21 protein-coding genes are annotated in these 24,610 nt (G+C 59.8%); 10 read left to right on the plus strand and 11 right to left on the minus strand.

The window, feature by feature from the left end:
- Positions 1-191: 191 nt before the first annotated feature.
- Both exuR and HCH49_RS15015 read right to left on the minus strand, forming a co-directional pair.
- The gene (gene exuR, locus HCH49_RS15010; RefSeq protein ID WP_221702927.1) at positions 192-968 is read right to left on the minus strand and encodes a transcriptional regulator ExuR; all 777 of its coding nucleotides are present in this window, start codon (positions 966-968) and stop codon (positions 192-194) included.
- Positions 969-1,083: 115 nt separating this feature from the next.
- On the minus strand, positions 1,084-2,382 hold the full coding sequence (locus HCH49_RS15015) for an MFS transporter (RefSeq protein WP_023333537.1): 1,299 nt from the start codon (positions 2,380-2,382) through the stop codon (positions 1,084-1,086).
- A gap of 475 nt (positions 2,383-2,857) precedes the next feature.
- Here HCH49_RS15015 and uxaC point away from each other — a divergent pair, with 475 nt between their 5' ends.
- Positions 2,858-4,270 carry a glucuronate isomerase gene (gene uxaC / locus HCH49_RS15020; RefSeq protein ID WP_047060289.1) on the plus strand — a complete coding sequence of 471 codons (1,413 nt, stop codon included), beginning with the start codon at positions 2,858-2,860 and terminating at the stop codon, positions 4,268-4,270.
- A gap of 17 nt (positions 4,271-4,287) precedes the next feature.
- Positions 4,288-5,775, plus strand: coding sequence for a UxaA family hydrolase (locus HCH49_RS15025; protein WP_221702928.1), 1,488 nt, complete (start codon positions 4,288-4,290; stop codon positions 5,773-5,775).
- Between the two features lie 138 nt (positions 5,776-5,913).
- Here HCH49_RS15025 and sstT read toward each other — a convergent pair whose 3' ends face one another.
- The 4 genes from sstT to HCH49_RS15045 all read right to left on the minus strand — a co-directional run bounded on the left by sstT (position 5,914) and on the right by HCH49_RS15045 (position 10,218).
- The gene (gene sstT / locus HCH49_RS15030; protein ID WP_064673352.1) at positions 5,914-7,155 is read right to left on the minus strand and encodes a serine/threonine transporter SstT; all 1,242 of its coding nucleotides are present in this window, start codon (positions 7,153-7,155) and stop codon (positions 5,914-5,916) included.
- Positions 7,156-7,426: 271 nt separating this feature from the next.
- Complete coding sequence (locus HCH49_RS15035) at positions 7,427-8,395, minus strand: TerC family protein (protein ID WP_029739669.1); 969 nt, start codon at positions 8,393-8,395, stop codon at positions 7,427-7,429.
- A 250-nt stretch (positions 8,396-8,645) separates the two neighbouring features.
- On the minus strand, positions 8,646-9,644 hold the full coding sequence (locus tag HCH49_RS15040; RefSeq protein ID WP_033146716.1) for a Gfo/Idh/MocA family protein: 999 nt from the start codon (positions 9,642-9,644) through the stop codon (positions 8,646-8,648).
- A 70-nt stretch (positions 9,645-9,714) separates the two neighbouring features.
- Positions 9,715-10,218, minus strand: a complete 504-nt coding sequence (locus tag HCH49_RS15045; RefSeq protein WP_023333531.1) for a YgjP-like metallopeptidase domain-containing protein — start codon at positions 10,216-10,218, stop codon at positions 9,715-9,717.
- Positions 10,219-10,301: 83 nt separating this feature from the next.
- Between HCH49_RS15045 and rlmG the strand changes: the two genes are divergently transcribed.
- Entirely contained in the window at positions 10,302-11,438 is a 1,137-nt protein-coding gene (rlmG, locus tag HCH49_RS15050) for a 23S rRNA (guanine(1835)-N(2))-methyltransferase RlmG (RefSeq protein ID WP_023333530.1), read from the plus strand.
- A gap of 120 nt (positions 11,439-11,558) precedes the next feature.
- Here the strand turns inward: rlmG and HCH49_RS15055 are convergent, their stop codons facing one another.
- The 3 genes from HCH49_RS15055 to lsrR form a co-directional block, all read right to left on the minus strand.
- A complete protein-coding gene (locus tag HCH49_RS15055; RefSeq protein WP_221702929.1) occupies positions 11,559-13,580 on the minus strand; it encodes an NADPH-dependent 2,4-dienoyl-CoA reductase in 2,022 nt (673 codons plus the stop codon).
- Positions 13,581-13,786: 206 nt separating this feature from the next.
- Positions 13,787-15,385, minus strand: coding sequence for an autoinducer-2 kinase (gene lsrK, locus HCH49_RS15060; RefSeq protein WP_221702930.1), 1,599 nt, complete (start codon positions 15,383-15,385; stop codon positions 13,787-13,789).
- A gap of 32 nt (positions 15,386-15,417) precedes the next feature.
- A complete protein-coding gene (gene lsrR / locus HCH49_RS15065) occupies positions 15,418-16,389 on the minus strand; it encodes a transcriptional regulator LsrR (RefSeq protein WP_221702931.1) in 972 nt (323 codons plus the stop codon).
- Between the two features lie 215 nt (positions 16,390-16,604).
- Between lsrR and lsrA the strand changes: the two genes are divergently transcribed.
- The 6 genes from lsrA to lsrG are packed head-to-tail and all read left to right on the plus strand — an operon-like array spanning position 16,605 to position 22,290.
- Positions 16,605-18,092: an autoinducer 2 ABC transporter ATP-binding protein LsrA gene (lsrA, locus tag HCH49_RS15070; protein WP_033146711.1), complete on the plus strand. Its 1,488-nt coding sequence runs from the start codon at positions 16,605-16,607 to the stop codon at positions 18,090-18,092.
- Entirely contained in the window at positions 18,089-19,120 is a 1,032-nt protein-coding gene (lsrC, locus tag HCH49_RS15075) for an autoinducer 2 ABC transporter permease LsrC (RefSeq protein WP_221702932.1), read from the plus strand. The genes lsrA and lsrC overlap by 4 nt, the downstream gene beginning before the upstream one ends.
- Positions 19,121-20,098, plus strand: a complete 978-nt coding sequence (gene lsrD, locus HCH49_RS15080) for an autoinducer 2 ABC transporter permease LsrD (RefSeq protein ID WP_221702933.1) — start codon at positions 19,121-19,123, stop codon at positions 20,096-20,098.
- 1 nt (position 20,099) lies between these two features.
- On the plus strand, positions 20,100-21,101 hold the full coding sequence (gene lsrB / locus HCH49_RS15085; RefSeq protein ID WP_033146708.1) for an autoinducer 2 ABC transporter substrate-binding protein LsrB: 1,002 nt from the start codon (positions 20,100-20,102) through the stop codon (positions 21,099-21,101).
- Positions 21,102-21,112: 11 nt separating this feature from the next.
- Positions 21,113-22,000 (plus strand): 3-hydroxy-5-phosphonooxypentane-2,4-dione thiolase, encoded by an 888-nt coding sequence (lsrF, locus tag HCH49_RS15090; protein WP_047060306.1) that lies wholly within the window; start codon positions 21,113-21,115, stop codon positions 21,998-22,000.
- Entirely contained in the window at positions 21,997-22,290 is a 294-nt protein-coding gene (gene lsrG, locus HCH49_RS15095; protein WP_008503162.1) for a (4S)-4-hydroxy-5-phosphonooxypentane-2,3-dione isomerase, read from the plus strand. Before lsrF ends, lsrG begins: the two co-directional genes overlap by 4 nt.
- A gap of 55 nt (positions 22,291-22,345) precedes the next feature.
- Here lsrG and HCH49_RS15100 read toward each other — a convergent pair whose 3' ends face one another.
- Both HCH49_RS15100 and HCH49_RS15105 read right to left on the minus strand, forming a co-directional pair.
- Positions 22,346-23,194, minus strand: coding sequence for a dihydrodipicolinate synthase family protein (locus tag HCH49_RS15100; RefSeq protein ID WP_033146705.1), 849 nt, complete (start codon positions 23,192-23,194; stop codon positions 22,346-22,348).
- A 12-nt stretch (positions 23,195-23,206) separates the two neighbouring features.
- Entirely contained in the window at positions 23,207-23,893 is a 687-nt protein-coding gene (locus tag HCH49_RS15105) for a B3/4 domain-containing protein (protein WP_221702934.1), read from the minus strand.
- Between the two features lie 42 nt (positions 23,894-23,935).
- Between HCH49_RS15105 and HCH49_RS15110 the strand changes: the two genes are divergently transcribed.
- The gene (locus tag HCH49_RS15110; RefSeq protein WP_064673344.1) at positions 23,936-24,538 is read left to right on the plus strand and encodes a helix-turn-helix domain-containing protein; all 603 of its coding nucleotides are present in this window, start codon (positions 23,936-23,938) and stop codon (positions 24,536-24,538) included.
- Positions 24,539-24,610 lie beyond the last annotated feature (72 nt).

The following is a 24,610-nucleotide window of genomic DNA, read 5'->3' on the forward strand; positions in this document are numbered from 1 at the left end:
ACAAAATAAGGAATTGAATCCAATTGTAACAAAGCCCAACGTTCTGCGTCACAGAATTTGCAGGGGTGAGTTGATTTTGGCGTAAGCCCAGGAAGTGAGCGAGGGGATTTACAAAGGCTGACACTATATATGTTTTGCTTACTCCTGTAAGCCGGAAGGCGCGACGTAGCGCCTGCCAGCAGAAAGGTCATCTATTTTGCGGCACTGGGGGCCGTATCGAGATGAACAACCGGATTATCGGCAAAAAGATAGCGGTCAGCGTTAAATTCGAAGTCATCGCTGGTTTCGTTGAACAGCATCTGCTTGGTGTTTTCCAGGTGCTGCCACATCGCCAGCTTAGCGGCATGCGGATCTTTACGAATCAGCGCCTTAAGGATTTGGTCGTGATCGTCGCACCAGTTGTCGACGGTACGGGAATCGATATGGTCGTGCAGTTTTTTCCAGTACGGGTTGTGAACGCGCTGAGTCCACATTTTTTCAACGATTGCCGCCAGGGCCGTATTTTGGGTTGCCAGGGCGACCTGAACGTGGAACTGCAGATCCCACTCTGAATCGCGGAAACATTTCTCCTTACGGGCATTTTCCTGGATCTCCATCAGTTTAATGATGTCCTGCTTGGTCACCTGCGTCGCCGCAAACTCAGCAATATTGCTTTCGATCAGCTGGCGAGCCTGGAGCAGCTCAAACGGGCCATAGCTGGCGAATTCCAGACTTTCGTCCGCGACGGGAGAGTGTTTCGGCAGATTAGAAATCACGTGAATGCCGGAGCCTTTGCGTACCTCAACGTAGCCTTCCACTTCCAGCATGATAATTGCTTCACGCACCACGGTGCGGCTGACGCTTTTTTCATCCGCGATAAAGCGCTCGGCGGGAAGTTTATCACCGACAAGATAGACGCCTTGCTCGATGCGATCTTTCAGCTCCGCAGCAAGTTGTTGATATAAACGACGTGGTTCGGTGATTTCCATATGCGCTCCAGGCAGGGTACGGCAGATGATTTGTTATACCACTTTTGCGTGCCACTCTCCAGATTTTGCCATTAAAAAAGCCGCCCGGAGGCGGCTTCGGCGAAACGCATTTTCGCTAACTCTGCGTCGCCGGTTTCCCGAGTGACTCTTTCGCCAGCTCCTCTGCCGATTTGCTTTTCAGCACCGTCCAGATAACCACCGCACCCATCAGGTCGAAGATCGCCAGCACCGCGAACAGCGGGCTGAAGCCGATGGTATCCGCCAGCGCGCCGACCACCAGTGCAAACATGGTGCTCGCGGTCCAGGCGGCCATGCCGGTCAGACCGTTGGCGGTTGCCACTTCGTTACGACCAAAGACGTCAGACGAGAGCGTAATCAGCGCGCCGGACAGGGACTGGTGCGCAAAGCCACCGATGCACAGCAGGGCAATGGCGACGTACGGGCTGGTGAACAGGCCGATCATGCCTGGGCCTATCATCAGCAGTGCGCCCATGGTCACCACCATCTTACGGGAAACGATCAGGTTCACGCCAAACCAGCGCTGGAACAGCGGTGGCAGGTAGCCGCCCACGATACAGCCCAGGTCAGCGAACAGCATGGGCATCCAGGCGAACATCGCGATCTCTTTCAGGTTAAAGCCGTAAACTTTAAACATGAACAGGGGGATCCACGCGTTAAAGGTACCCCAGGCCGGTTCAGCCAGGAAACGCGGCAGGGCGATACCCCAGAACTGACGGGTGCCCAGGATCTGCCAGACGGTCATTTTTTTGCCGTTGTTGGTCTGATGCTGCGCTTCCTGACCGCCAATGATGTATTCACGTTCTTCTTCGGAGAGTTTTTTCTGATCGCGCGGGTGTTTGTAGAAAATCAGCCACGCCATCGCCCAGGCGAAGCTCAGCACGCCTGAGATGATGAACGCCATCTGCCAGCTGTGCATCACGATGGCCCACACCACCAGCGGCGGCGCTATCATCGCCCCAATGGACGAGCCCACGTTGAAGTAGCCGACCGCAATGGAACGCTCTTTCGCCGGGAACCACTCGGAGCTGGCCTTCAGGCCCGCCGGGATCATCGCGGCTTCAGCCGCACCGACCGCACCGCGCGCCAGCGCCAGTCCACCCCAGCTGCCTGCCAGCGCGGTTGCACCGCAGAACACCGCCCAGGCGATGGCGAAGAAGGCATAACCGATTTTGGTACCGAGAATGTCCAGCACATAGCCCGCAACAGGCTGCATGATGGTATACGCCGCGGAATAGGCGGCAATGATGTAGGAGTATTGCTGCGTGGAGATATGCAGCTCTTCCATCAACGTTGGCGCTGCTGCTGCCACGGTGTTACGCGTCAGGTAGCCCAGCACGGTGCCTAACGTCACCAGTGCGATCATATACCAACGTAACCCTTTAATTTTACGCATCTAAAACCTCATCGTTATGTTATTTCCGCGCCAGAGCACGGCAACCTCTCAACCGTTTCCGGGAGCAGTTGTGTAACGGGAGGGGCGTAACCAGGAGCATGTCCCGGAACGGCCCGAACCTTGCCATAAGTAAGCGTGCATAAGTCGGTATCCGTACCGTTAAACCCGATGTCTCTCACACCGGTAATGCATTCCGTCGGCTGAGTGTTTGCGACGGCGAAAAGATAACTTGTCATACAACTTTAAAAGGTGAGTGACATCACAAATGTATGATTCTTTGTGGGGACATTAATCGTCGCGCGCAAAGCCAGTATTGGCGCGGTCTGCAGAAGGGTTTGCTTCATTGAGGGTAATTTATTTGTTGGCGTTTATTGATCTCACTCACGAAAAAAGCTTCGGTTGGTGGAAATTGGTGTGATAACTTTGCAGCATATGAACATACGCTTTCTGCGCTCCCGTAATGAGGAAGACGATAATGACGCCGTTTATGACCGAAGATTTTCTGTTAGATACCGAATTTGCTCGCCGCCTGTACCACGACTACGCAAAAGACCAGCCGATTTTCGACTACCACTGCCATTTACCGCCGCAGCAGGTTGCCGAAAATTATCGCTTCAAAAACCTGTATGACATCTGGCTGAAGGGTGACCACTATAAATGGCGTGCCATGCGCACCAACGGCGTGGCTGAGCGCCTGTGTACCGGCGATGCGACCGACCGCGAGAAGTTTGACGCCTGGGCGGCAACCGTTCCACACACCATCGGCAACCCGCTCTACCACTGGACCCATCTTGAACTCCGCCGTCCGTTTGGCATCACCGGCAAGCTGCTTTCCCCAACGACCGCGGATGAAATCTGGGATCGCTGCAACGCACTGCTGGCGCAGGATAACTTCTCCGCGCGCGGCATCATGAAGCAGATGAACGTGAAGATGGTGGGCACCACCGACGATCCGATCGACTCCCTGGAGCATCATGCCGTTGTCGCGAAAGACACCTCTTTTGATATCAAAGTGCTGCCAAGCTGGCGCCCGGACAAAGCCTTCAACATTGAGCAGGCCACCTTCACCGACTACATGGCGAAGCTGGCGGAAGTGTCGGATACCGACATCCGTCGTTTCGCTGACCTGCAAACCGCGCTGACCAAACGTCTGGATCACTTCGCGGCGCACGGCTGTAAAGTGTCTGACCACGCGCTGGACGTGGTGCTGTTTGCGGAATCAAACGAAGCCGAGCTGGACAGCATTCTGGCGCGTCGTCTCTCTGGCGAAGGCTTAAGCGAGCACGAAGTGGCGCAGTTTAAAACGGCGGTGCTGGTGTTCCTCGGTGCGGAATACGCGCGTCGCGGCTGGGTACAGCAGTACCATATCGGCGCGCTGCGCAATAACAACCAGCGCCAGTTCAAACTGCTCGGTGCTGACGTGGGCTTCGACTCCATCAACGATCGTCCGCTGGCGGAAGAGCTGTCAAAACTGCTGAGCAAACAGAACGAACAAAACCTGCTGCCTAAAACCATCCTGTACTGCCTGAACCCGCGCGATAACGAAGTGCTGGGTACCATGGTCGGCAACTTCCAGGGCGAAGGGATGCCGGGCAAGATGCAGTTCGGTTCCGGCTGGTGGTTTAACGATCAGAAAGATGGCATGGAGCGTCAGATGACGCAGCTCGCGCAGCTGGGCCTGCTGAGCCGCTTTGTCGGCATGCTGACCGACAGCCGCAGCTTCCTGTCCTATACCCGTCATGAATATTTCCGACGCATTCTGTGCCAGATGATTGGCCGCTGGGTGCACGCGGGCGAAGCGCCAGCGGATATCCAGCTGCTGGGCGAAATGGTGAGAAACATCTGCTTTAACAATGCGCGTGACTACTTCGCCATTGAACTGAACTAAGGCCGTTTGAGGTTGATATGCAATACATCAAAATCCATTCGCTGGATAACGTGGCCGTCGCGCTGACGGATCTCGCTGAAGGCGACGTGGTGACCGTTGATAACCAGAGCGTCACCCTGCGTCAGGCGATCGTCCGTGGGCACAAGTTTGCCCTGATCCCCATTGCGAAAGGGGAGAACGTGGTGAAGTACGGTTTGCCCATCGGCCATGCGCTGGCGGATATTGCGCCGGGTGAATACATTCACTCACACAATACCCGCACCAATCTGAGCGATCTGGACGAGTACAGCTATCAACCTGATTTACCCGCGGAAGAGCGTCAGGCGGCCGATCGTGAGGTGCAGATCTACCGTCGCGCCAACGGCGACGTGGGGATCCGCAACGAGCTGTGGATCCTCCCGACCGTCGGCTGCGTCAACGGAATTGCGCGTCAGATCCAGACGCGCTTCCTGAAAGAGACCAACAACGCCGAAGGGACTGACGGCGTGCATCTGTTCAGCCACACCTACGGCTGTTCCCAGCTCGGTGACGACCACATTAACACCCGCACCATGCTGCAAAACATGGTGCGTCACCCGAACGCGGGCGCGGTGCTGGTGATCGGCCTGGGCTGCGAGAACAATCAGGTGGACGCCTTCCGCGACACGCTGGGCGAGTTCGATCCCGAGCGCGTGCATTTTATGGTGTGCCAGCATCAGGACGACGAAGTGGAAGCGGGCGTTGAACAGCTTCACCAGCTTTATGAGGTGATGCGCCACGACAGGCGCGAGCCGGGCAAGCTGAGCGAGCTCAAGTTTGGGCTGGAGTGCGGCGGGTCAGATGGCCTTTCCGGCATTACCGCTAACCCGATGCTGGGCCGCTTCTCGGATTACGTGATTGCCAACGGCGGCACGACGGTGTTGACCGAAGTGCCGGAAATGTTCGGCGCGGAGCATATTCTGATGAGCCACTGCCGTGACGAAGAGACCTTTGAGAAGACCGTCACCATGGTGAACGACTTCAAACAGTACTTCATCGCCCACAATCAGCCGATTTACGAGAACCCGTCGCCGGGCAACAAAGCGGGCGGGATCACCACGCTGGAAGAGAAATCCCTCGGCTGCACCCAGAAAGCGGGCGCGAGCCAGGTGGTTGACGTGCTGCGCTACGGCGAGCGACTGAAAACCCACGGTCTGAACCTGCTGAGCGCACCGGGCAACGATGCGGTCGCCACCAGCGCGCTGGCGGGTGCTGGCTGTCATATGGTGCTGTTCAGTACCGGTCGCGGCACGCCGTACGGCGGTTTTGTGCCGACGGTGAAAATCGCCACCAACAGCGAGCTGGCGGCAAAGAAAAAGCACTGGATCGACTTTGATGCGGGCCAGCTGATTCACGGCAAAGCGATGCCGCAGCTGCTGACGGAGTTCGTGGACGCTATCGTGGAATTTGCTAACGGCAGGCAGACCTGTAACGAGAAGAACGACTTTCGCGAGCTGGCGATCTTTAAGAGTGGTGTGACGCTTTAATCGGTGCGGCCAGATGCCCTCACCCTGACCCTCTCCCATGGGGAGAGGGTACAAACACTAAAAACGGCAACCGTTGGTTGCCGTTTTGCATTTACCCTGTAGGCCCGGTAAGGCGTAGCCGCCACCGGGCTTTTGTTGTTAACTGCGCAGGGGGTTCTTCGCTAAACGCGCGTCTTCCGCCTGACAGGCCGCTGCGGTAAACAGCACGTCGGTAGAGGAGTTCAGCGCTGTTTCGCAGGAGTCCTGCAGCACGCCGATGATAAAGCCGACGGCCACAACCTGCATCGCAATCTCGTTCGGGATGCCGAACATATTACACGCCAGCGGGATCAGCAGCAGCGAACCGCCCGCTACGCCGGATGCGCCACAGGCGCACAGTGACGCCACCACGCTCAGCAGCAATGCGGTTGGCAGATCCACCGGAATGCCCAGCGTATGCACCGCCGCCAGGGTCAGCACGGTGATGGTGATTGCCGCGCCCGCCATGTTCACGGTTGCGCCCAACGGGATCGACACGGAATAGGTATCGCGGTCCAGGTTCAGCTTCTCCGCCAGCGCCATGTTAACCGGAATGTTCGCCGCAGAGCTGCGGGTGAAGAAGGCATACACGCCGCTTTCGCGCAGGCAGGTCAGCACCAGCGGATACGGGTTGCGGCGGATCTGCCAGAACACCAGCAGCGGGTTGATCACCAGCGCCACCAGCAGCATACAGCCGACCAGTACAACCAGCAGCTGCGCGTAGCCCCACAGCGCGTCGAAACCGGTGGTTGCAAGCGTAGAGGAGACCAGCCCGAAAATACCGATTGGCGCAAAGCGAATCACCAGCTTCACCATAAAGGTCACGGCGTTGGACAGATCGTTGACCAGGTTTTTCGTGGTGTCGTTACCGTGACGCAGCGCGAAGCCCAGACCAATCGCCCAGACCAGGATGCCAATGTAGTTTCCGCTCATCAGCGCGGTGATGGGGTTAGAAACCATGCTCATCAGCAGTCCGCGAAGCACTTCGACAATGCCGGATGGCGGCGTGATGTCACCGGCCGCGCTGGTCAGGTGCAGCGTGGACGGGAACAGGAAGCTAAACACCACGGCCGTTAAGGCAGCCGAGAAGGTTCCCAGCAGATACAGGAACAGAATGGGGCGAATGTTGGTTTTTTGTCCGTGCTGGTGGTTGGCAATTGACGCCATGACCAGCATCAGAACCAGTACCGGTGCCACGGCCTTCAGTGCGCCAACGAAAAGGGTCCCGAGCAGCCCCGTAGCCTCCGCAGCAGGTTTTGACACCATCGCCAGCAGAATACCCAGCACCAGCCCGACCAGAATTTGTTTAACGAGGCTGCCCTGCGCCAGGCGCGCGAACAGTCCGCTTGATTGTGTGCTCATACGTATTTCCTGAGTGAAATTGCGTTCCATCCCGGATGTGCTCTTAGTCACATTTATGTCCGGATGTAAGTAAATGTTTGCCTGGTCGAGTATAGGGAATGCGCGAAAGGAAGAAAGCGTAAAATGCTGGATTTTACGTGTTACGTCATGTTTTTTAACTATTGATTAACGAAAATGCCGGGTGGCGCTACGCTTACCCGGCCAACATTGCATTTCCCCCTCTCCCTGTGGGAGAGGGGCGGGGTGAGGGCATCAGTCCGCACCGAACGTTTTACTCCACCTGCTGCTTCTTATCGTGCTGGCGGTTAACCCAGGTATTGATAATCAGCGTCACGATCAGAATGCCAAACACCACGCCGAGCGAAATGGCGATCGGGATATGGTAGAAATCGACGATCAGCATCTTGATGCCGATAAACACCAGGATCACCGACAGACCGTACTTCAGCATCGAGAAGCGCTCCGCCGCGCCCGCCAGCAGGAAGTACATCGCACGCAGGCCGAGGATGGCGAACAGGTTAGACGTCAGGACGATGAACGGGTCGGTGGTCACCGCGAAGATCGCCGGAATACTGTCCACCGCGAAAATCACGTCGCTTAGCTCAACCAGAATCAGCACCAGCAGCAGCGGAGTGGCAAACAGCAGGCCGTTCTTGCGCACGAAGAAGTGCTCGCTCTCGATCTTGTCGGTCATGCGCAGATGCCCACGGATCCACTTCACCAGCGGGCGATCGCCAATCGCGGAGCCGTCTTCTTTCGCCAGCGCCATTTTGACCCCGGTGAACAGCAGGAACGCGCCGAAGACGTACAGCAGCCATTCGAACTGGGTAATCAGCCAGCTGCCGGCGAAGATCATGATGGTACGCAGGATAATCGCGCCCAGCACGCCGTACACCAGCACGCGTCGCTGCAGGGCAGCAGGCACGGCAAAGTAGCTGAACAGCATCAGCCAGACGAAGACGTTATCAACCGCCAGGGCTTTTTCAATCAGATAACCGGTGAGGAAGGCGAGCGCCTGAGGGTCGGCCACCGCGCGGCCTTCGGTCGAGGCCAGGTACCACCAGAAGGCGGCACAGAACAGCAGGGAGAGGGTGACCCACACCAGAGACCAGGCCGCAGCCTGTTTGATGCTCATGCCGTGTGCGCCGCGACGCCCCTGCAAAAAGAGGTCGATCGCCAGCATGATGAGCACGACAACCGCGAATCCGCCCCACAACATTGGAGTGCCGACAGAATGCATACAATTTTCCTTACACATAAAAAACAAAAACGGCCATGGTCAGAAGACGATAGCCGTTAGCTTTTTATGCATAGACCTCGCCTTCCGGCAAGGTCTCACTTACAACCACGAAGGTTGCCCGGCGACCGGATGCGTGTTTAACGCATCGTAATGACGATCCACCGGCGAAGAAGTTACTCCCCTTTGCAGGTAACAAAATATGTCAGACCATTGGTTTCGTCAATGGTCTGCGCCGTTTCATTACACAGCTTTACGCGATCGCTTCCGCGCTCACGCCGTCTGCCGGGAATACCACGCCGGTCTGGCGGCGGATCTCCGTTTGCAGCTTTGCCGTGGTGCGGCTCACCGCGAGGCCGGGGTGATTCACTTCGTTGTCTTCCACCAGACGGGCGAAGACCTCTGCCTCATAGAGCATAGTGTTAATATGCTGAGGCTGCGTCAGCTCCTGCGCTTTGCCTCCGCGCGGCACAAAGCTCACTTTCTGGCACTCGGAGATCTTCTCGATAACCAGCGAGCCCGCTTCGCCCTGAATTTCGCTCGGCAGCACGGAGTCGCTCACCTTGGAGTGCTGCAGCGTGACGCTGAAATCACCGTAATCCAGCACCGCAACACCGTGCGCATCCACGCCGCTCTCCAGCAGGCTGGCGGTGGCGCTGACGCCGTGCGGTTCGCCCCACAGGGCCACGGCAGAGGCCAGACAATAGAAACCGATATCCATAATAGAGCCGTTCGAGAAGGCCGGATTAAAGGTGTTCGGGTTTTCGCCGTCCAGATAGCGCTGATAGCGCGACGAGTACTGGCAGTAGTTGATAAAGGCTTTACGCACCTTGCCAATTTTCGGCAGGGATTGCTGCAGCAGCAGGAAATTCGGCAGGCTGGCGGTTTTGAACGCTTCGAACAGCACCACCTGGTTTTCGCGGGCAAGCGCAATGGCCGCTTCCACTTCCTCAATGTTTGACGCCAGCGGCTTCTCGCAAATCACATGCTTTTTATGGCTGAGGAACAGCTTCGTTTGCGGGAAGTGCAGGGAGTTCGGGCTGGCGATATACACCGCGTCAATGGCGTCGCTTTGCGCCATGTCATCAAGCGAAGTGAAGAGATGCTCAACGAGGTAATCGTTGGCAAAACTCTGCGCCTGCTCAAGGCTGCGGGAATAGACTGCGGTAAGCTTAAGTTTGCCGGTTTCGTGGGCGGCGTCGACGAACTGGCGCGTGATCCAGTTCGTACCAATGACTGCGAAACGTATCATAAACGTTTACGTACTCCGTAGCGGGGAACCTTTAGCCACTGTAGCACGTCATCATGACAATTCGCGTGCGCTATTCCGCATTACCATTTAACGATAAATGCGTAAGCCACAGGCGGGTATCAAACTCCAGCTGGTGGTACTGCGGCTCCATGTGGCAGCACAGGGAATAGAACGCTTTGTCGTGCTCTTTCTCCTTCAGGTGCGCCAGCTCGTGGACGACGATCATCCGCAGGAAGGCTTCCGGCGCGTTACGGAAAACCGTCGCGACGCGGATTTCGGCCTTCGCTTTCAGCTTGCCACCCTGTACGCGGGAGATGGCGGTGTGCAGGCCGAGCGCGTTTTTCAGCACGTGGATCTTGTTGTCGTACATCACCTTGTTGATCGGCGGCGCGCTCTTCAGATACCGGCTTTTCAGATCCTGCGTATACTGCCAGAGGGCCTTATCGGTCGCGAAATCGTGCGTGCCGGGATAGCGTTTTTCCAGCACCGCGCCGAGCTTCTGCTCGGCAATCAGGCTGCGAACCTGAGTCAGTAAATGCTCCGGATAGCCCTGGAGATAAGTAAGTTGGTTCATCAAAAGCCCAAATTAATGCGAAAACGGGTATACTCACGCACCCTTTTCAGGGATACGCCAAATTTTACCATTCAGGAGGGCCGATGAGCCACTTAGACAACGGTTTCCGTTCACTCAACCTTAAACGTTTCCCGGAAACGGACGACGTTAACCCGCTCATGGCGTGGGAAGCGGCGGATGAATATCTGCTGCAGCAGTTGGATGAGACTGAAATCCGCGGCCCGGTTTTGATCCTGAATGACGCCTTTGGCGCGCTGGGCTGCGCCCTGGCGGAGCACACGCCATACAGCATCGGCGATTCCTACCTGAGCGAGCTGGCGACGCGTGAAAACCTGCGCCATAACGACATCGAAGAATCCAGCGTGAAATTCCTCGACAGCACCGCGGACTACCCACAGGCGCCGGGCGTGGTGCTGATCAAAGTGCCAAAAACCATGGCGCTGCTGGAGCAACAGCTGCGCGCGCTGCGTAAGGTCGTGACGCCGGAAACGCGCATTATCGCGGGCGCTAAAGCGCGCGATATTCACACCTCGACGCTCGAGCTGTTCGAGAAAGTCCTCGGCCCGACCACCACGACGCTGGCCTGGAAAAAAGCGCGCCTGATCAACTGCACCTTCAGCGCGCCGGAGCTGGCCGACGCGCCGGAGACCCTGAGCTGGAAGCTGGAAGGCACCGACTGGACCATCCACAACCATGCGAACGTCTTCTCCCGCACCGGGCTGGATATCGGGGCGCGTTTCTTTATGGAACATCTGCCGGAAAATCTGGAAGGTGAGATTGTCGATCTGGGCTGTGGTAACGGCGTGATTGGCCTGACGCTGCTGGCGAAGAACCCGGACGCCAGCGTGGTGTTCAGCGACGAGTCGCCGATGGCGGTGGCCTCCAGCCGTCTGAACGTGGAAACCAACATGCCGGAAGCGCTGGACCGCTGCGAGTTTATGATCAACAACGCGCTGTCCGGCGTAGAGCCGTTCCGCTTCAACGCCGTGTTCTGCAACCCGCCGTTCCACCAGAAGCACGCCCTGACGGATAACGTCGCGTGGGAGATGTTCCACCACGCGCGCCGCTGCCTGAAAATCAACGGCGAGCTATACATCGTGGCGAACCGCCACCTGGATTACTTCCACAAGCTGAAGAAGATTTTCGGCAACTGCGTCACCATTGCGACCAATAACAAGTTCGTGGTGCTGAAGGCGGTGAAGCTGGGACGTCGTCGGTAAGATTGGGGATGTGCGGCCTGATGCCCTCACCCCGGCCCTCTCCCACAGGGAGAGGGAGCAAACGCTAAAAACGGCAACTGGGTTGCCGTTTTGCTTTTACCCTGGCCGCCCGGCAATACCCTAGATCGCCAGAGCCAGCTTCGTCCCCTGCGCAATTGCCCGCCGCGCATCCAGCTCCATCGCCACGTCGCACCCGCCGATCAAATGCACCGTTTTACCGGCTTCGCGCAGCGGATCCGCCAGATCGCGCTTCGGCTCCTGCCCGGCGCATAAAATCACATGATCCACACGTAACAGCTGCGGCTCGCCGCCGATCGTGACGTGCAGACCCTCGTCGTCGATCTTCTGGTAGCTCACCGCCGGGATCATCTTCACCCCGCGCGAGAGCAGAGTGGCGCGGTGGATCCAGCCCGTGGTTTTGCCCAGCCCTTCGCCCGGCTTGCTGGCCTTGCGCTGCAGCATCACGATCTGGCGCGGGCTTTTCGGCAGCTGCGGCCCTTCCGGGCGTAGCCCGCCGGACTGGTTCAGGCTGGTGTCGATACCCCATTCCACGCAAAACTCGGCAATGTTCTGGCTGGTGGCCTCGCCCGGCTGGCTTAAGTACATGGCGGTATCAAAGCCGATCCCGCCGCAGCCGATAATCGCCACCTTCTCGCCGACCGGCGTTTTGTCACGCAATACATCCAGATAGCTCAACACTTTAGGATGATCGATGCCCTCGATCGCAGGCGTGCGCGGTACGATCCCGCTCGCCAGGATCACCTCGTCGAAACCGATCAGATCCGCCGCGCTGACAAACTGATTAAGCCGCAGCTCGACGCCCGTCAGGTCGATCATCCGGCGGTAGTAGCGCAGGGTTTCATAGAACTCCTCTTTGCCGGGGATCTGTTTGGCGATATTAAACTGCCCGCCAATCTCCGCCAGCGCATCAAACAGCGTCACGCTGTGCCCGCGCGAGGCGGCATTCACCGCAAACGCCAGGCCCGCGGGGCCAGCGCCCACCACGGCCAGGCGCTTTTTACTGACCGCCGGAACGACCGGCATTTTGGTTTCATGACAGGCGCGCGGGTTAACCAGGCAAGAGGTGACCTTGCCGACGAAGATCTGATCCAGACAGGCCTGGTTACAGCCGATACAGGTGTTGATCTCGTCCGCACGGCCGCTTTGCGCTTTGGAGAGCAGTTCGGCATCGGCCAGGAACGGGCGCGCCATCGACACCATGTCGGCGTCGCCGCGTGAAATCACATCGTCCGCTACCTGCGGATCGTTAATGCGGTTGGTGGTGACCAGCGGAACAGACACTTTGCCCTTCAGCCTGCGCGTTACCCAGCTGAACGCCGCGCGCGGCACCGGCGTGGCGATGGTCGGAATGCGCGCCTCGTGCCAGCCGATGCCGGTGTTGATAATGGTGGCACCTGCGGCTTCAATCGCCTGCGCCAGCTGCACGGTTTCGTCGAACGTCCCGCCGCCCTCCACCAGGTCGAGCATCGACAGGCGGAAGACGATAATAAAGTCCGCGCCCGCACGTTCGCGCACCGCGCGCACCACCTCCACGGCAAAGCGCATCCGGCGGGCATAGTCGCCGCCCCATTCGTCGTCGCGCTGGTTGGTACGGGCGGCGAGGAACTCGTTGATCAGGTAGCCCTCTGAACCCATCACCTCAACGCCGTCGTAGCCCGCCTCGCGCGCCAGCGCCGCGCAGCGGGCGAAGTCGTCAATCAACGCCAGAATCTCATCGTGGCTAAGGGCGTGAGGTTTAAAACGGTTAATCGGCGCCTGAATGGCCGACGGCGCGACCAGGTTCGGCTGATAGCTGTAGCGTCCGGTGTGCAGGATTTGCAGGGCGATTTTGCCGCCTTCTTTATGCACCGCGTCGGTCACGATCCGGTGGTGCGCAAGCTGTGATGCATCGTTCAGCACCGCGCCGCCCTCCATCGTCACTCCAGAAGGTGCAGGGGCCACGCCGCCGGTCACAATCAGCGCCACCCCGTGGCGCGCGCGCTCGGCATAGAAGGCCGCCAGACGCTCGGCCCCGTCCGGACGCTCTTCCAGCCCGGTGTGCATCGAGCCCATCAGCACGCGGTTTTTGAGGGTGGTGAACCCCAGGTCGAGGGGGGCGAATAACGACGGGTAGCGGCTCATAGTCTCTTCCAGTGTAAAATTATTGTTATGTGGTCGGATGAGTTACTAATTTAGCCAGCGGCAGCGGAAAGGTAAAAGCGGGATCGAATGATTGTGATAGATCTCAAAGAACTTCGCCCCTCACCCTAACCCTCTCCCCTGAGGGGAGAGGGGACTGGCTGGTGCGGTCTCAAAGAATTGGCTCGATCTGATTTTTCCCTCTCCCCTCAGGGGAGAGGGGCAGGGTGAGGGGTGTGGGTTTTTACTAACCCCGGTGCCTGCCACATCGACGTCGTCAGCCCGCTGTCCACCAGCCCGAGCTGGTCGGCGTACACCGCCTGCCATTTCTGCATCATGCCGTCGTACAGCTCGCGGTGCTGCGGGTTCGGCGTGAACTCGCGGCTCCACTTCACCAGCCGCTCGCCCGTCGAGGCCATATCCGCAAACAGCCCCGCGCCCGCACCTGCGGCAATCGCGCAGCCGAGCGCCGTCGCCTCTTTCACTTCCGGCACGCGCACCGGCAGCCCGGTGACGTCGCTTAAGATCTGGCTCCAGAGGGCACCTTTGGCCCCGCCGCCCGCAAACACCAGGCTTTCAAACGTCACGCCGGAGAAACGCGAAATCTGCGCCAGGTTACAGGCCGAAACGATCGCAGCGTTCTCCTCCAGGGCGCGGAACAGCGTCGCTTTGTTGCACTTTTCCGGGTCGATGGAGAGGTTAATAAACGACGGCGCGGCGTGGTACCACTGCTTGAAATGCATCGCGTCGGAGAAGATCGGCATCACCCCGTGGGAGCCAGCCGGCACGCGGCTGGCCATCTCCTCCAGCAGGGAATAGGTGTCCATCCCCATCCGCTCGGCAATCAGCTTTTCCTCGGCGCAGAAGGCGTCGCGGAACCAGCGCATGGTCAGCCCGGTAAAGAAGCTGATCGACTCCGCCTGCGCCATGCCGGGGATAACGTGCGGGTTCACGCGGATGTTCATCTCGGGGTCGGTACGCACCTGCGGCAGGTTCACCACCTGCTGCCAGAAGGTACCGCCCAGCACCGCCGTTTGTCCGGCGCGGACCACGCCCAGCCCCAGACAGCCCAGCTGCACGTCGCCGCCGCCCATCACCACCGGCGTGCCTTCGCGCAGGCCGCTCTGCTGAGCGGCCTCTTTGGTAATCGCGCCCAGCACGGTACCGGTCTCTTTCACCGGGGAGAGGATATCTGCGCGCAGCCCGGCCATGTCGAGCAGCGCCGGACGCCAGTCGCGGGAGAAGAGATCCAGCATGCCGGTGGTGCCCGCGTTAGACGGGTCAACAGCCAGCTCGCCGGAGAGCTTCGCCGCCAGCCAGTCGCTGATCATGGTGATGGTGGCGGCTTTACGGTAGATGTCAGGACGATGGTGCGCCAGCCACAGCAGGCGCGGCATGGCGCTCAGCGCCAGCGTCTGGCCGGAAACCTCATATACTTCGGATTCAAAACGGTCGTCGTGGATCTCTTTGAGTTCGGCCACCTCGCGGCTGGCGCGGGCGTCGACGTTGGCGCAGGCCCAGATGGCCTCGCCGTTGCGGTCGTACAGCACGATCCCTTCGCGCATGGAGCAGCAGGCGACGGACTGAATATCCGCCGCGCTCAGGCGCGCGCGCTCCAGCGCCTGATGAATGCACCGGCAGGCCAGCTGCCAGTTGGTCTCCAGATCGAACTCCATCGATCCCGGCACGTTCTCCACGCTCAGGTGCTTCCACTCGGCCTGGCCGACGGCAATCTGGTTGCCCTGTAAATCGAAAATCACGGCGCGAACGCTGCCTGTCCCTGCATCTAACGCTAAAAGGTAACTCATGAGCTTGCCTCGTTGTTAGCGCAGGGCGGCTCTTAGTCGGCCAGAGCCAGCACCGCGCGGGCTGTCGTCTCCTCCGTCACCAGGCCATTGATACGGCGACCCTTCAGTGCGGCATAAATCGCATCGGCTTTCTCTTCCCCTCCGGCTACGCCAACGATGGTGGGCAGCTGCGCCAGTTCATCGAGCGTGACGCCCAGCAGTTCTTTGTGGATCTCCAGCTCCTCGACGCATTCCCCTTCGGCATTGAGGAAATAACCGAGAATGTCGCCGACCGCGCCTTTGCGGGCGTACATCAGCTGTTCACCTTCGCTGATATAGCCGGAGCGCAGTATCGTCGCGTCACGGCGCTGGTTCACTGAACCAATGCCGACCACCGCCACGTCGGCGGCGGTGGCGGCGAGGATCACGTCCCGCACGCTGGTCTCGCGTTTTAAGATCCCGGCCACCTCTGCGGATGACACGCGAAGCGGGGCGGGTATCATGCTGACGCTGCAGGCCGCGTCCAGCTGGCCAATACCGGTCATGTACGGCCCGACGCCGCCGGAGAGCGTCACCAGGCGGATCTGCTGCGAGCTGATAAAGCCGCTCAGGTGCTGCAGGCAGCTCATGGTGGTTTCACCAAACCCCACCGCTAATAGCTGGCCGGGCTCCAGTATGCCCATCAGCGACTGCGCCGCGCCAATGCCGAGCCGCACGTTCATCGGCGGCGTATTTAACGCGGGCATCACGCGCACCAGCTTCAGGCCAAAGCGCTGCTGTAGCTCGGTCTCCAGCGCCAGGCAGCCCTCGTAGCGGGAGTTGATCTGCACGCGGATCACCCCGGACTGACGGCCTTTTTCCAGCAGGCGGGAGATTTTCAGGCGCGGCAGCCCGAGCCGCTCGCCGATGTCGTTCTGGGTTAATCCGTCGTGGTAGTAGCACCAGGCCACGCGCGCCACCAGCTCCTCTTCCGCCAGTGCCAGCCCGGCAAACCGTCCTTCTTCCGCAGTGCGTTTATCGCTCATAGTTGAACTCTTATAAAAATTTAGATCATATGTTCGTGATGGCGCGAAGGGAAAGTGTGAGCCACGCGACAAAACGGATCTTTTAGATCGTTTCTGGTTTATCTGTATCTCAATCGATAAAACTGTGATCCCTGCACGGTTGTAAATATAGTTCACCGTCTACGCTTTTGAACATTATTAAATCTAAAAATCATTTGTTCAATAGCGGAGCGATGATGACACCACTTCTCGACGCGCAGAATATCAGCAAGCAGTTCTCAGGCGTGCCGGTCTTAAAAGGCATTGATTTCACGCTGATTGCGGGCCAGGTGCACGCACTGATGGGCGGAAACGGCGCGGGAAAATCGACGCTGATGAAGATAATCGCCGGGGTCGAAACGCCGGACGGCGGTGAACTTTCTGTCGAGGGGCAGTCATATGCGCGGCTCACGCCCGCTCAGGCGCACGGGTTAGGCATTTATCTGGTGCCGCAGGAGCCGCTGCTGTTCCCCAACCTGACGGTGCGGGAAAACATCCTGTTTCGCCTGCCGCGCGAACGCGATCTGGAAAAGCGCCTGGCGGAGAAGCTCCAGCAGCTCCAGTGCCAGCTTAACCTCGACGCCGCCGCCAGCACCCTGGAAGTGGCGGATCAGCAGATGGTGGAGATCCTGCGCGGGCTGATGCGCAACGCGAGGATCCTGATCCTCGACGAACCCACGGCCTCCCTCACGCCCGGCGAAACCGAGCGGCTGTTCCGCCAGATCCGCGCCCTGCAGGCGCTCGGCGTCGGGATTGTCTTTATCTCGCACAAGCTGCCGGAGATTCGCCAGCTGGCAAGCCACGTCTCGGTGATGCGCGACGGCGCGGTGGTGCTGAGCGGTGAAACCGCGCAGTTTGACGACAGCGCCCTGATCGCCGCCATGACGCCGGTAAGCCGGGAGAAATCCCTCAGCGATACGCAAAAGCTGTGGCTGGCGCTGCCGGGCAACCGCCGCACCCAGCCGCAGGATTTCCCGGTGCTGCGGGTGGAGGATCTCACCGGGGAAGGCTTTATCGATCTCAGCCTTGAGATCTACGCCGGCGAGATCGTCGGCCTGGCCGGGCTGGTGGGATCCGGGCGCACCGAGTTTGCGGAAACGCTCTACGGCCTGCGGCCGGTACGCGGCGGACGCGTCTGGCTGGAGAATCAGGACATTACCGCCGAGCCGGTAAGTTCACGCCTGGAAAAAGGGCTGGTCTACCTGCCGGAAGACAGGCAGGTGTCCGGCCTGTTCCTCGACGCGCCGATCCGCTGGAACACGGTGGCGCTGAACGAGCCGTCGATTTGGCAGCAGCGCAAGCGGGAGTCGGCGGTGGTGGAGCGCTATCACCGGGCGCTGGGGATCAAGCTCAACCATGCGGATCAAACCGTGCGCACGCTCTCCGGCGGCAACCAGCAGAAGGTGCTGCTGGCGCGCTGTCTGGAGGCCAACCCCTTATTGCTGATCGTCGATGAACCGACGCGCGGGGTGGACGTCTCGGCGCGCGCCGACATCTACCAGCTGATAAAAAGCGTGGCGGCGCAGAACGTGGCGGTGCTGATGATCTCAAGCGATCTTGACGAGTTCCCGGGCCTTGCGGACCGCGTGCTGGTGATGCATCAGGGCGTGCTCAGCGGCGAGCTGCCGCGCCACGCCGTCAGCCTCGACAGGATGATGGCGCTGGCATTCGGAGGGCAGTCATGAAGACCTTACTGAAAAACCGCGAGCTGAGCGCGTTCCTCGCCATTCTGGCGCTGTTCGCCGTGCTGGTGGCGCTGAATCCGTCCTACCTGAGTTTACAGACGCTCGGGATGATTTTCGCCAGCTCGCAGATCCTGATCCTGCTGGCCATCGGCGCTGCGCTGGTGATGCTGACCCGCAATATCGACGTGTCCGTTGGCTCAACCGTCGGGCTGTCCGCCATTGCCGTCGGCGTGGCGCTGAACAGCGGCTACAGCCTGCCCGTTTCCATTCTCTTCGCGCTGTCTACTGGCGCGCTGGCCGGGGCGTTCAACGGGTTTCTGGTGGTGGGGCTGCGCATCCCGGCGATTGTCTCCACCCTCGGCACGCTGGGGCTGTACCGTGGCGCGATGCTGCTCTGGACCGGCGGAAAGTGGATTGAAGGACTGCCACCCGGGCTGAAATCCCTCTCTGAGCCTGCCGCCATCGGCATTTCGCCGCTCGGCATGCTGGTGTTGATTATCGCGGTCACCGGCGCGTGGACGCTGTCGCGCACCGCGTTCGGGCGTGATTTCTACGCGGTGGGGGATAACCTCGCCGCCGCGCGCCAGCTGGGCGTGGCGGTGAACCGCACCCGCATGATCGCCTTTACCCTCAACGGCATGCTGGCGGCCTGCGCCGGGATCGTCTTTGCCGCGCAGATTGGCTTTGTGCCCAACCAGACCGGCAGCGGGCTGGAGATGAAGGCCATCGCCGCCTGCGTGCTCGGCGGTATTTCGCTGCTGGGCGGCACGGGCACGCTGATTGGTGCGCTGCTCGGCGCCTTCTTCCTGACCCAAATCGACACCGTGCTGGTGCTGTTCAGGCTCCCGGCGTGGTGGAACGACTTTATCGCCGGGCTGGTGCTGCTGGGCGTGCTGGTGCTCGACGGGCGTCTGCGCCAGGCGCTGGCGCGCCATCAGCGGGCGCTGAAGTACGGCCGCTTCCAGCCGGGTAACAAAGGGGGAAAGCACGTCACCCCGTTTCCCAAACGCAAAAAAGAGGTGGCGTAAATGAGGCTTAACTGGGAAAGCGCGCTGCTGATTTTACTGGTGCTGGAGATCCTGCTCTTTGGCGCCATCAACCCGCGCATGCTCGACGTCAACATGCTGCTGTTCAGCACCAGCGACTTCATCTGCATCGGCATCGTGGCGCTGCCGCTCACGCTGGTCATCATCAGCGGCGGGATCGACATCTCCCTCGGCTCAACTATCGGCCTGTGCGCCATCGCGCTGGGCGTGATGATGCAGTCCGGGTGGCCGATGGCGGTCGCTATTCCATTGACGCTGCTGCTCGGCCTGCTGTGCGGACTGCTGAATGCGGCGCTGATCCACTACACCGGCATTAGTCCTTTAGTAATCACCCTCGGCACGCTTTACCTCTACGGCGGCGGCGCGCTGCTGCTCTCCGGCATGGCGGGCGCGACGGGCTACGAGGGCATCGGCGGCTTCCCGGACGGCTTCATGGCGTTCGCTAACCTCACGGTGCTGGGCCTGCCGATCCCGCTGGTGCTGTTCGCGGTGATTACGTTTTTCTTCTGGCTGATTACCCACCGAGGGCGCTTTGGTCGCCATCTGTTTTTGATCGGGCAAAACCCGCGCGCGGCGCGCTATGCGGCGCTGTCGGTGAACGGCATGCCCTACGCGCTGTACGGCCTGGTGGGCGTGGCCTCGGCGGTTGCCGCGCTGGTGATGGTCTCCTATTTCGGCTCCGCGCGTTCGGATCTGGGGCGTGATTTGCTGATGCCCGCGCTCACCGCCGCCGTGCTCGGCGGGGCCAATATCTACGGCGGGTCAGGTTCGGTTGTTGGTACGGCGCTGGCGGCACTGCTGGTGGGCTACCTGCAGCAGGGTTTACAGATGGTCGGCATCCCTAACCAGGTGTCGAGCGCGCTGTCAGGGGCGCTGCTGGTTGTGGTGGTGATGGGACGTTCGCTGAGTCTGCACCGCGAGTGGGTGCGTTCTCTCTTTAGAAAACTATCCGGAGCGTAAGATGAAAACAAAACTGATAGTCCTGGCAATGGCCCTCAGCTTCGCCTCGGCGCAGGCGGCGGACCGCATCGCCTTTATCCCGAAGCTGGTGGGCGTGGGGTTCTTCACCAGCGGCGGCAACGGCGCGAAAGAGGCGGGAAAAGATCTCGGCGTGGACGTGACCTACGACGGCCCAACCGAGCCGAGCGTCTCCGGGCAGGTGCAGCTCATCAATAACTTCGTTAACCAGGGCTATAACGCCATTATCGTCTCCGCCGTGTCGCCGGACGGCCTCTGCCCGGCGCTCAAGCGCGCGATGCAGCGCGGCGTCAAGGTCCTGACCTGGGATTCCGACACCAAACCGGAGTGCCGCAGCATCTACATCAACCAGGGGACGCCGGAGCAGCTGGGCGGCCTGCTGGTGGAGATGGCGGGCAAACAGGTCACCAAACCGAACGCTAAAGTGGCGTTCTTCTACTCAAGCCCGACCGTCACCGACCAGAACCAGTGGGTGAAAGAGGCGAAGGCCAAAATCGAGAAAGATCACCCCCAGTGGCAGGTCGTGACGACCCAGTTTGGCTATAACGACGCCACCAAATCCCTGCAAACCGCCGAAGGGATCTTAAAAGCGTATCCGGATCTGGATGCGATCATCGCCCCGGACGCCAACGCGCTTCCAGCGGCGGCGCAGGCGGCGGAAAACCTGAAGCGGGAAGGGGTGGCGATTGTCGGCTTCAGCACGCCGAACGTGATGCGCCCGTACGTTGAGCGCGGCACGGTGAAAGCCTTCGGCCTGTGGGATGTCGTACAACAGGGCAAAATTGCGGTCAACGTCGCCGATCGCCTGCTGAAAAAAGGCGATCTTAACGTCGGCGACAGCGTGGACGTAAAAAATATCGGCGCGCTGAAGGTCGAGCCGAACAGCGTGCAGGGCTACCAGTATGAGGCGAAGGGCAACGGCATCGTGCTGCTGCCGGAGCGCGTGGTGTTCACCAAAGAGAACATCAGCAAATACGATTTCTGACGGGGGAGCAAATGGCTGATTTAGACGACATCAAAGACGGCAAGGATTTTGGCATCGGCACGGCGCAGCAGAATGTGCCGTACACCCTGAAGGGCTGCGGCTCGCTGGACTGGGGCATGCAGTCCAGGCTTGCGCGCATCTTCAACCCGCAGAGCAACCGCACGGTGATGCTGGCCTTTGACCACGGCTACTTTCAGGGGCCGACCACCGGGCTTGAGCGTATCGACCTCTCCATCGCGCCGCTGTTTGGCGAAACCGACGTGCTGATGTGCACCCGCGGCATCCTCAGGAGTCAGGTGCCAGCCGCGACGAACAAACCGGTGGTGCTGCGCGCCTCCGGCGGTAACTCGATTCTGGGCGAACTGTCCAACGAGTGCGTGGCGGTGGCGATGGAGGACGCGCTGCGCCTGAACGTCTGCGCGGTGGCGGCGCAGGTTTACATTGGCAGCGAGTTTGAGCATCAGTCGATCAACAACATCATCAAGCTTGTCGATGCGGGCGCGCGCTACGGTATGCCGACGCTGGCGGTGACGGGCGTGGGGAAAGAGATGGCGCGCGACGCGCGCTATTTCTCGCTGGCCAGCCGCATCGCCGCCGAAATGGGGGCGCAGTTCGTCAAAACCTACTACGTGGACGAGGGCTTTGAAAAAGTGACCGCCAGCTGTCCGGTGCCGATCGTTATCGCCGGGGGCAAAAAGCTGCCGGAGCACGAGGCGCTGGAAATGTGCTGGCGGGCTATCGATCAGGGGGCGTCGGGCGTGGATATGGGACGCAACATCTTCCAGTCCAGCGCGCCGCTCGCCATGCTGAAGGCGGTGAAAAAAGTGGTTCACGAGAACTGGAACGCCCGCGATGCGTTCCAGTTCTGGCAGGAAGAGAAACAGGGAGAAGCAAAATGAACGTGACGCTGGTGGAGATCAACATTAAGCCCGAGCGGGTGGACGAGTTTCTGGAGGTGTTTCGCGCCAACCACGAGGGGGCAATCCAGGAGCCGGGAAACCTGCGTTTTGACGTATTGCAGGACCCGAGGGTGAAGACCCGGTTCTTTATCTACGAAGCCTATAAAGACGAGGAGGCGGTGCTGGCGCACAAGCAAACCCCGCACTATCTGGCGTGCGTGGATAAGCTTGAGGAGCTGATGTCGGAGCCGCGCAAGAAACGCAGTTTTGTGGGGCTGTTGCCGGAGTAACAGGCGTTATAAAGGTTTTGTAGGCCGGGTCAGCGCTAGCGCCACCCGGCGTTGTTCAAGCCAGCGCCAGATCCGCAAGTATCGTAGCAAGCGCTTCGCGCGGCTCACCCTGAAGAGCCTGAAGGGGGAAGGGTAGCGCGGGTGTTTCCACTTTCCCCAGCATTTCTGCCGCTGCCGCTACCACCCGCAAACTACCATAATGGCGGAACAGCGCCCAAAGCGGCTCCAGCCGCTCGGATTGTGCCGACTCTTTCGAACGGGCAATCGCCAGCGCTGTTTGCGGAAACAACCCGCCGACCACCGAGTACCAGACGTCAAACCCGGCCTGCAGGGCGGAGGCCGCTCGCCAGTCACCGGCGATGCCCAGCGTGACGGTATCAGGTAGACGAGCGCGTACCTGCAACAGGTCCTCCGGCACGCGGCCAAGCTTTATGGACCCTATATTCGGCAGGGCCGCGGCGGCAAATAACAGTTCATCGCTAAACGAAAAACCGGTCGTGGCGGGATTATCGTAAATGCACAGCGGTACGGAGAGCTGGCGGGTCACCGTTTCATACAGATTAAACACTTCGTCTTCCGTTAATCGCTGGTACGACACGGGTGCCAGCAGCACGCCGGAGACACCTGCCGATTGCGCGTCGTCAGCTAGACGCAGAATATCGTCCAGCCGCAATGCGCCGATGCTGACGATGACCGGAATGTCATCAGCATGCGCCACCGCGCAGCGTGCGATCCGACCGCGCTCTTCAACGGTCAGATAGGCGTAACTTCCCGTTGAGCCCAAAATGCCCAGTGAATCCATACCAGCGTCGACCACGGGGCGCAGAAGATTGATGAAGGAGTGCTCGTCAAACGTCCCTTCTTTCAGGGGGGTTAACGGAAACGCGCTTAACCCGTGAAACATCGTGTTGTCCTCCTACAGCGTCAGCAGCTGAACCCGAGCCGTGGCTCCCGGCATCAGCTGCTGCAGGTTGTTGACCAGTTCTTCTCCTGCCTCTTCCAGTGCCGCAAGGGGCATCGACGGCAGGCTTTCAAGAATAAACCACATGGATTGCGCCTGGCTGTCCAGACGGGTACGCACCCCCTGGCGCCAGTTCCAGCGGCGGCAGGTGACGCCGAGATCGTCGCGCCAGATAACCTCGCCCGGTTCCGGATGTTCCATCACTGGTTGTCCCTCTTTGAAGGTATCAAACGGCTCGCTGCCGTCAGCCAGCGTCAGACGCGGCGCACCCGAATACGCCGCGAGATTTTCCCCGCCCACCGGAATGGCATAGCGAATACTCACCGCGTTATAGATATCTACGACCGGATCCAGCGACGGCAGCGAACCGTCTTTCAGTACCCGCTTGCGCAGGGCAGATGCCGAGCAGGGCGTGCGCTTCGGTTTCGCGCCGAAGGCTTTATACACCTCATCCCAGTCTGAAAGGTGTGCATCAGCCCATGGCACATCATCATTCAACATCTGCTGGCAGGCCTGCGCCAGCGCGGCGGGCGCAACCTCCGGGTGGGTTATCGGCGCAGCTTCAACCAGAATGCTCAGCGCCCGAAAGCCCGGGGCAATCCCGGCAAGATGCGAATCTATTGACGGCGTAACGAGAGACATAAATAATCCTGTATTGACTGTTTTATACCATGGTAGTGACTAATGACTGATAAAGTCAATATAATGACTTCGCAGGGTGCCAATGTTGCCCAGGTAAGCCTGGCCGTGGCAAACCGCATACGCAACTGGCGCAAAGAGAAAAAGCTGTCTCTGGACGAGCTGTCCCGCCGGGCAGGCGTTAGCAAAGGCATGCTGGTGGAGATCGAAAAGGGCGCAGCCAACCCCAGTATCGCCATCTTGTGCAAGCTGGCCGCCGCGCTCGGCATCTCCGTAGCGGATATCGTCAACGTATCCAGCGAGCCGCTGGTGCACGTTATCGAAGAGGCCGCGATTCCGGTGCTGTGGCAGGGCGCACAGGGTGGACGCGCCAGACTGCTGGCGGGAACCGCAGGCCCGGATATGATTGAGCTATGGCAGTGGGAGATGCAGCCGGGAGAGCGCTTTACCTCTCCGGGGCACCCGGCGGGAACCTTTGAGCTGCTGCACGTGAACGAAGGCGTTTTAACGTTGACGGTGGATGAGACGGTGACCCAGGTTAACGCTGGCGCATCGGCGGTGGCGAAAACGGAAGCGGCGCACGGATATGCGAACGAAGGCGATACCGTGCTTCGCTTCACCATGACGGTGGCGGAATTTCACCGATAAAAAGCAGCCCGGTGGCGCTACGCTTACCGGGCCTGCATGCAGTATTTTGTAGGCCGGGTTAGCGTAGCGCCA

The organism is Enterobacter sp. Y17 (assembly GCF_019730495.1).
Lineage (GTDB): Bacteria > Pseudomonadota > Gammaproteobacteria > Enterobacterales > Enterobacteriaceae > Enterobacter > Enterobacter asburiae_B.

Coding starts and splice junctions, on each gene's coding strand:
- exuR (WP_221702927.1), bottom strand. CDS start 968: ATGGAAATCACCGAACCACGTCGTTTATATCAACAACTTGCTGCGGAG.
- HCH49_RS15015 (WP_023333537.1), bottom strand. CDS start 2,382: ATGCGTAAAATTAAAGGGTTACGTTGGTATATGATCGCACTGGTGACG.
- uxaC (WP_047060289.1), top strand. CDS start 2,858: ATGACGCCGTTTATGACCGAAGATTTTCTGTTAGATACCGAATTTGCT.
- HCH49_RS15025 (WP_221702928.1), top strand. CDS start 4,288: ATGCAATACATCAAAATCCATTCGCTGGATAACGTGGCCGTCGCGCTG.
- sstT (WP_064673352.1), bottom strand. CDS start 7,155: ATGAGCACACAATCAAGCGGACTGTTCGCGCGCCTGGCGCAGGGCAGC.
- HCH49_RS15035 (WP_029739669.1), bottom strand. CDS start 8,395: ATGCATTCTGTCGGCACTCCAATGTTGTGGGGCGGATTCGCGGTTGTC.
- HCH49_RS15040 (WP_033146716.1), bottom strand. CDS start 9,644: ATGATACGTTTCGCAGTCATTGGTACGAACTGGATCACGCGCCAGTTC.
- HCH49_RS15045 (WP_023333531.1), bottom strand. CDS start 10,218: ATGAACCAACTTACTTATCTCCAGGGCTATCCGGAGCATTTACTGACT.
- rlmG (WP_023333530.1), top strand. CDS start 10,302: ATGAGCCACTTAGACAACGGTTTCCGTTCACTCAACCTTAAACGTTTC.
- HCH49_RS15055 (WP_221702929.1), bottom strand. CDS start 13,580: ATGAGCCGCTACCCGTCGTTATTCGCCCCCCTCGACCTGGGGTTCACC.
- lsrK (WP_221702930.1), bottom strand. CDS start 15,385: ATGAGTTACCTTTTAGCGTTAGATGCAGGGACAGGCAGCGTTCGCGCC.
- lsrR (WP_221702931.1), bottom strand. CDS start 16,389: ATGAGCGATAAACGCACTGCGGAAGAAGGACGGTTTGCCGGGCTGGCA.
- lsrA (WP_033146711.1), top strand. CDS start 16,605: ATGACACCACTTCTCGACGCGCAGAATATCAGCAAGCAGTTCTCAGGC.
- lsrC (WP_221702932.1), top strand. CDS start 18,089: ATGAAGACCTTACTGAAAAACCGCGAGCTGAGCGCGTTCCTCGCCATT.
- lsrD (WP_221702933.1), top strand. CDS start 19,121: ATGAGGCTTAACTGGGAAAGCGCGCTGCTGATTTTACTGGTGCTGGAG.
- lsrB (WP_033146708.1), top strand. CDS start 20,100: ATGAAAACAAAACTGATAGTCCTGGCAATGGCCCTCAGCTTCGCCTCG.
- lsrF (WP_047060306.1), top strand. CDS start 21,113: ATGGCTGATTTAGACGACATCAAAGACGGCAAGGATTTTGGCATCGGC.
- lsrG (WP_008503162.1), top strand. CDS start 21,997: ATGAACGTGACGCTGGTGGAGATCAACATTAAGCCCGAGCGGGTGGAC.
- HCH49_RS15100 (WP_033146705.1), bottom strand. CDS start 23,194: ATGTTTCACGGGTTAAGCGCGTTTCCGTTAACCCCCCTGAAAGAAGGG.
- HCH49_RS15105 (WP_221702934.1), bottom strand. CDS start 23,893: ATGTCTCTCGTTACGCCGTCAATAGATTCGCATCTTGCCGGGATTGCC.
- HCH49_RS15110 (WP_064673344.1), top strand. CDS start 23,936: ATGACTGATAAAGTCAATATAATGACTTCGCAGGGTGCCAATGTTGCC.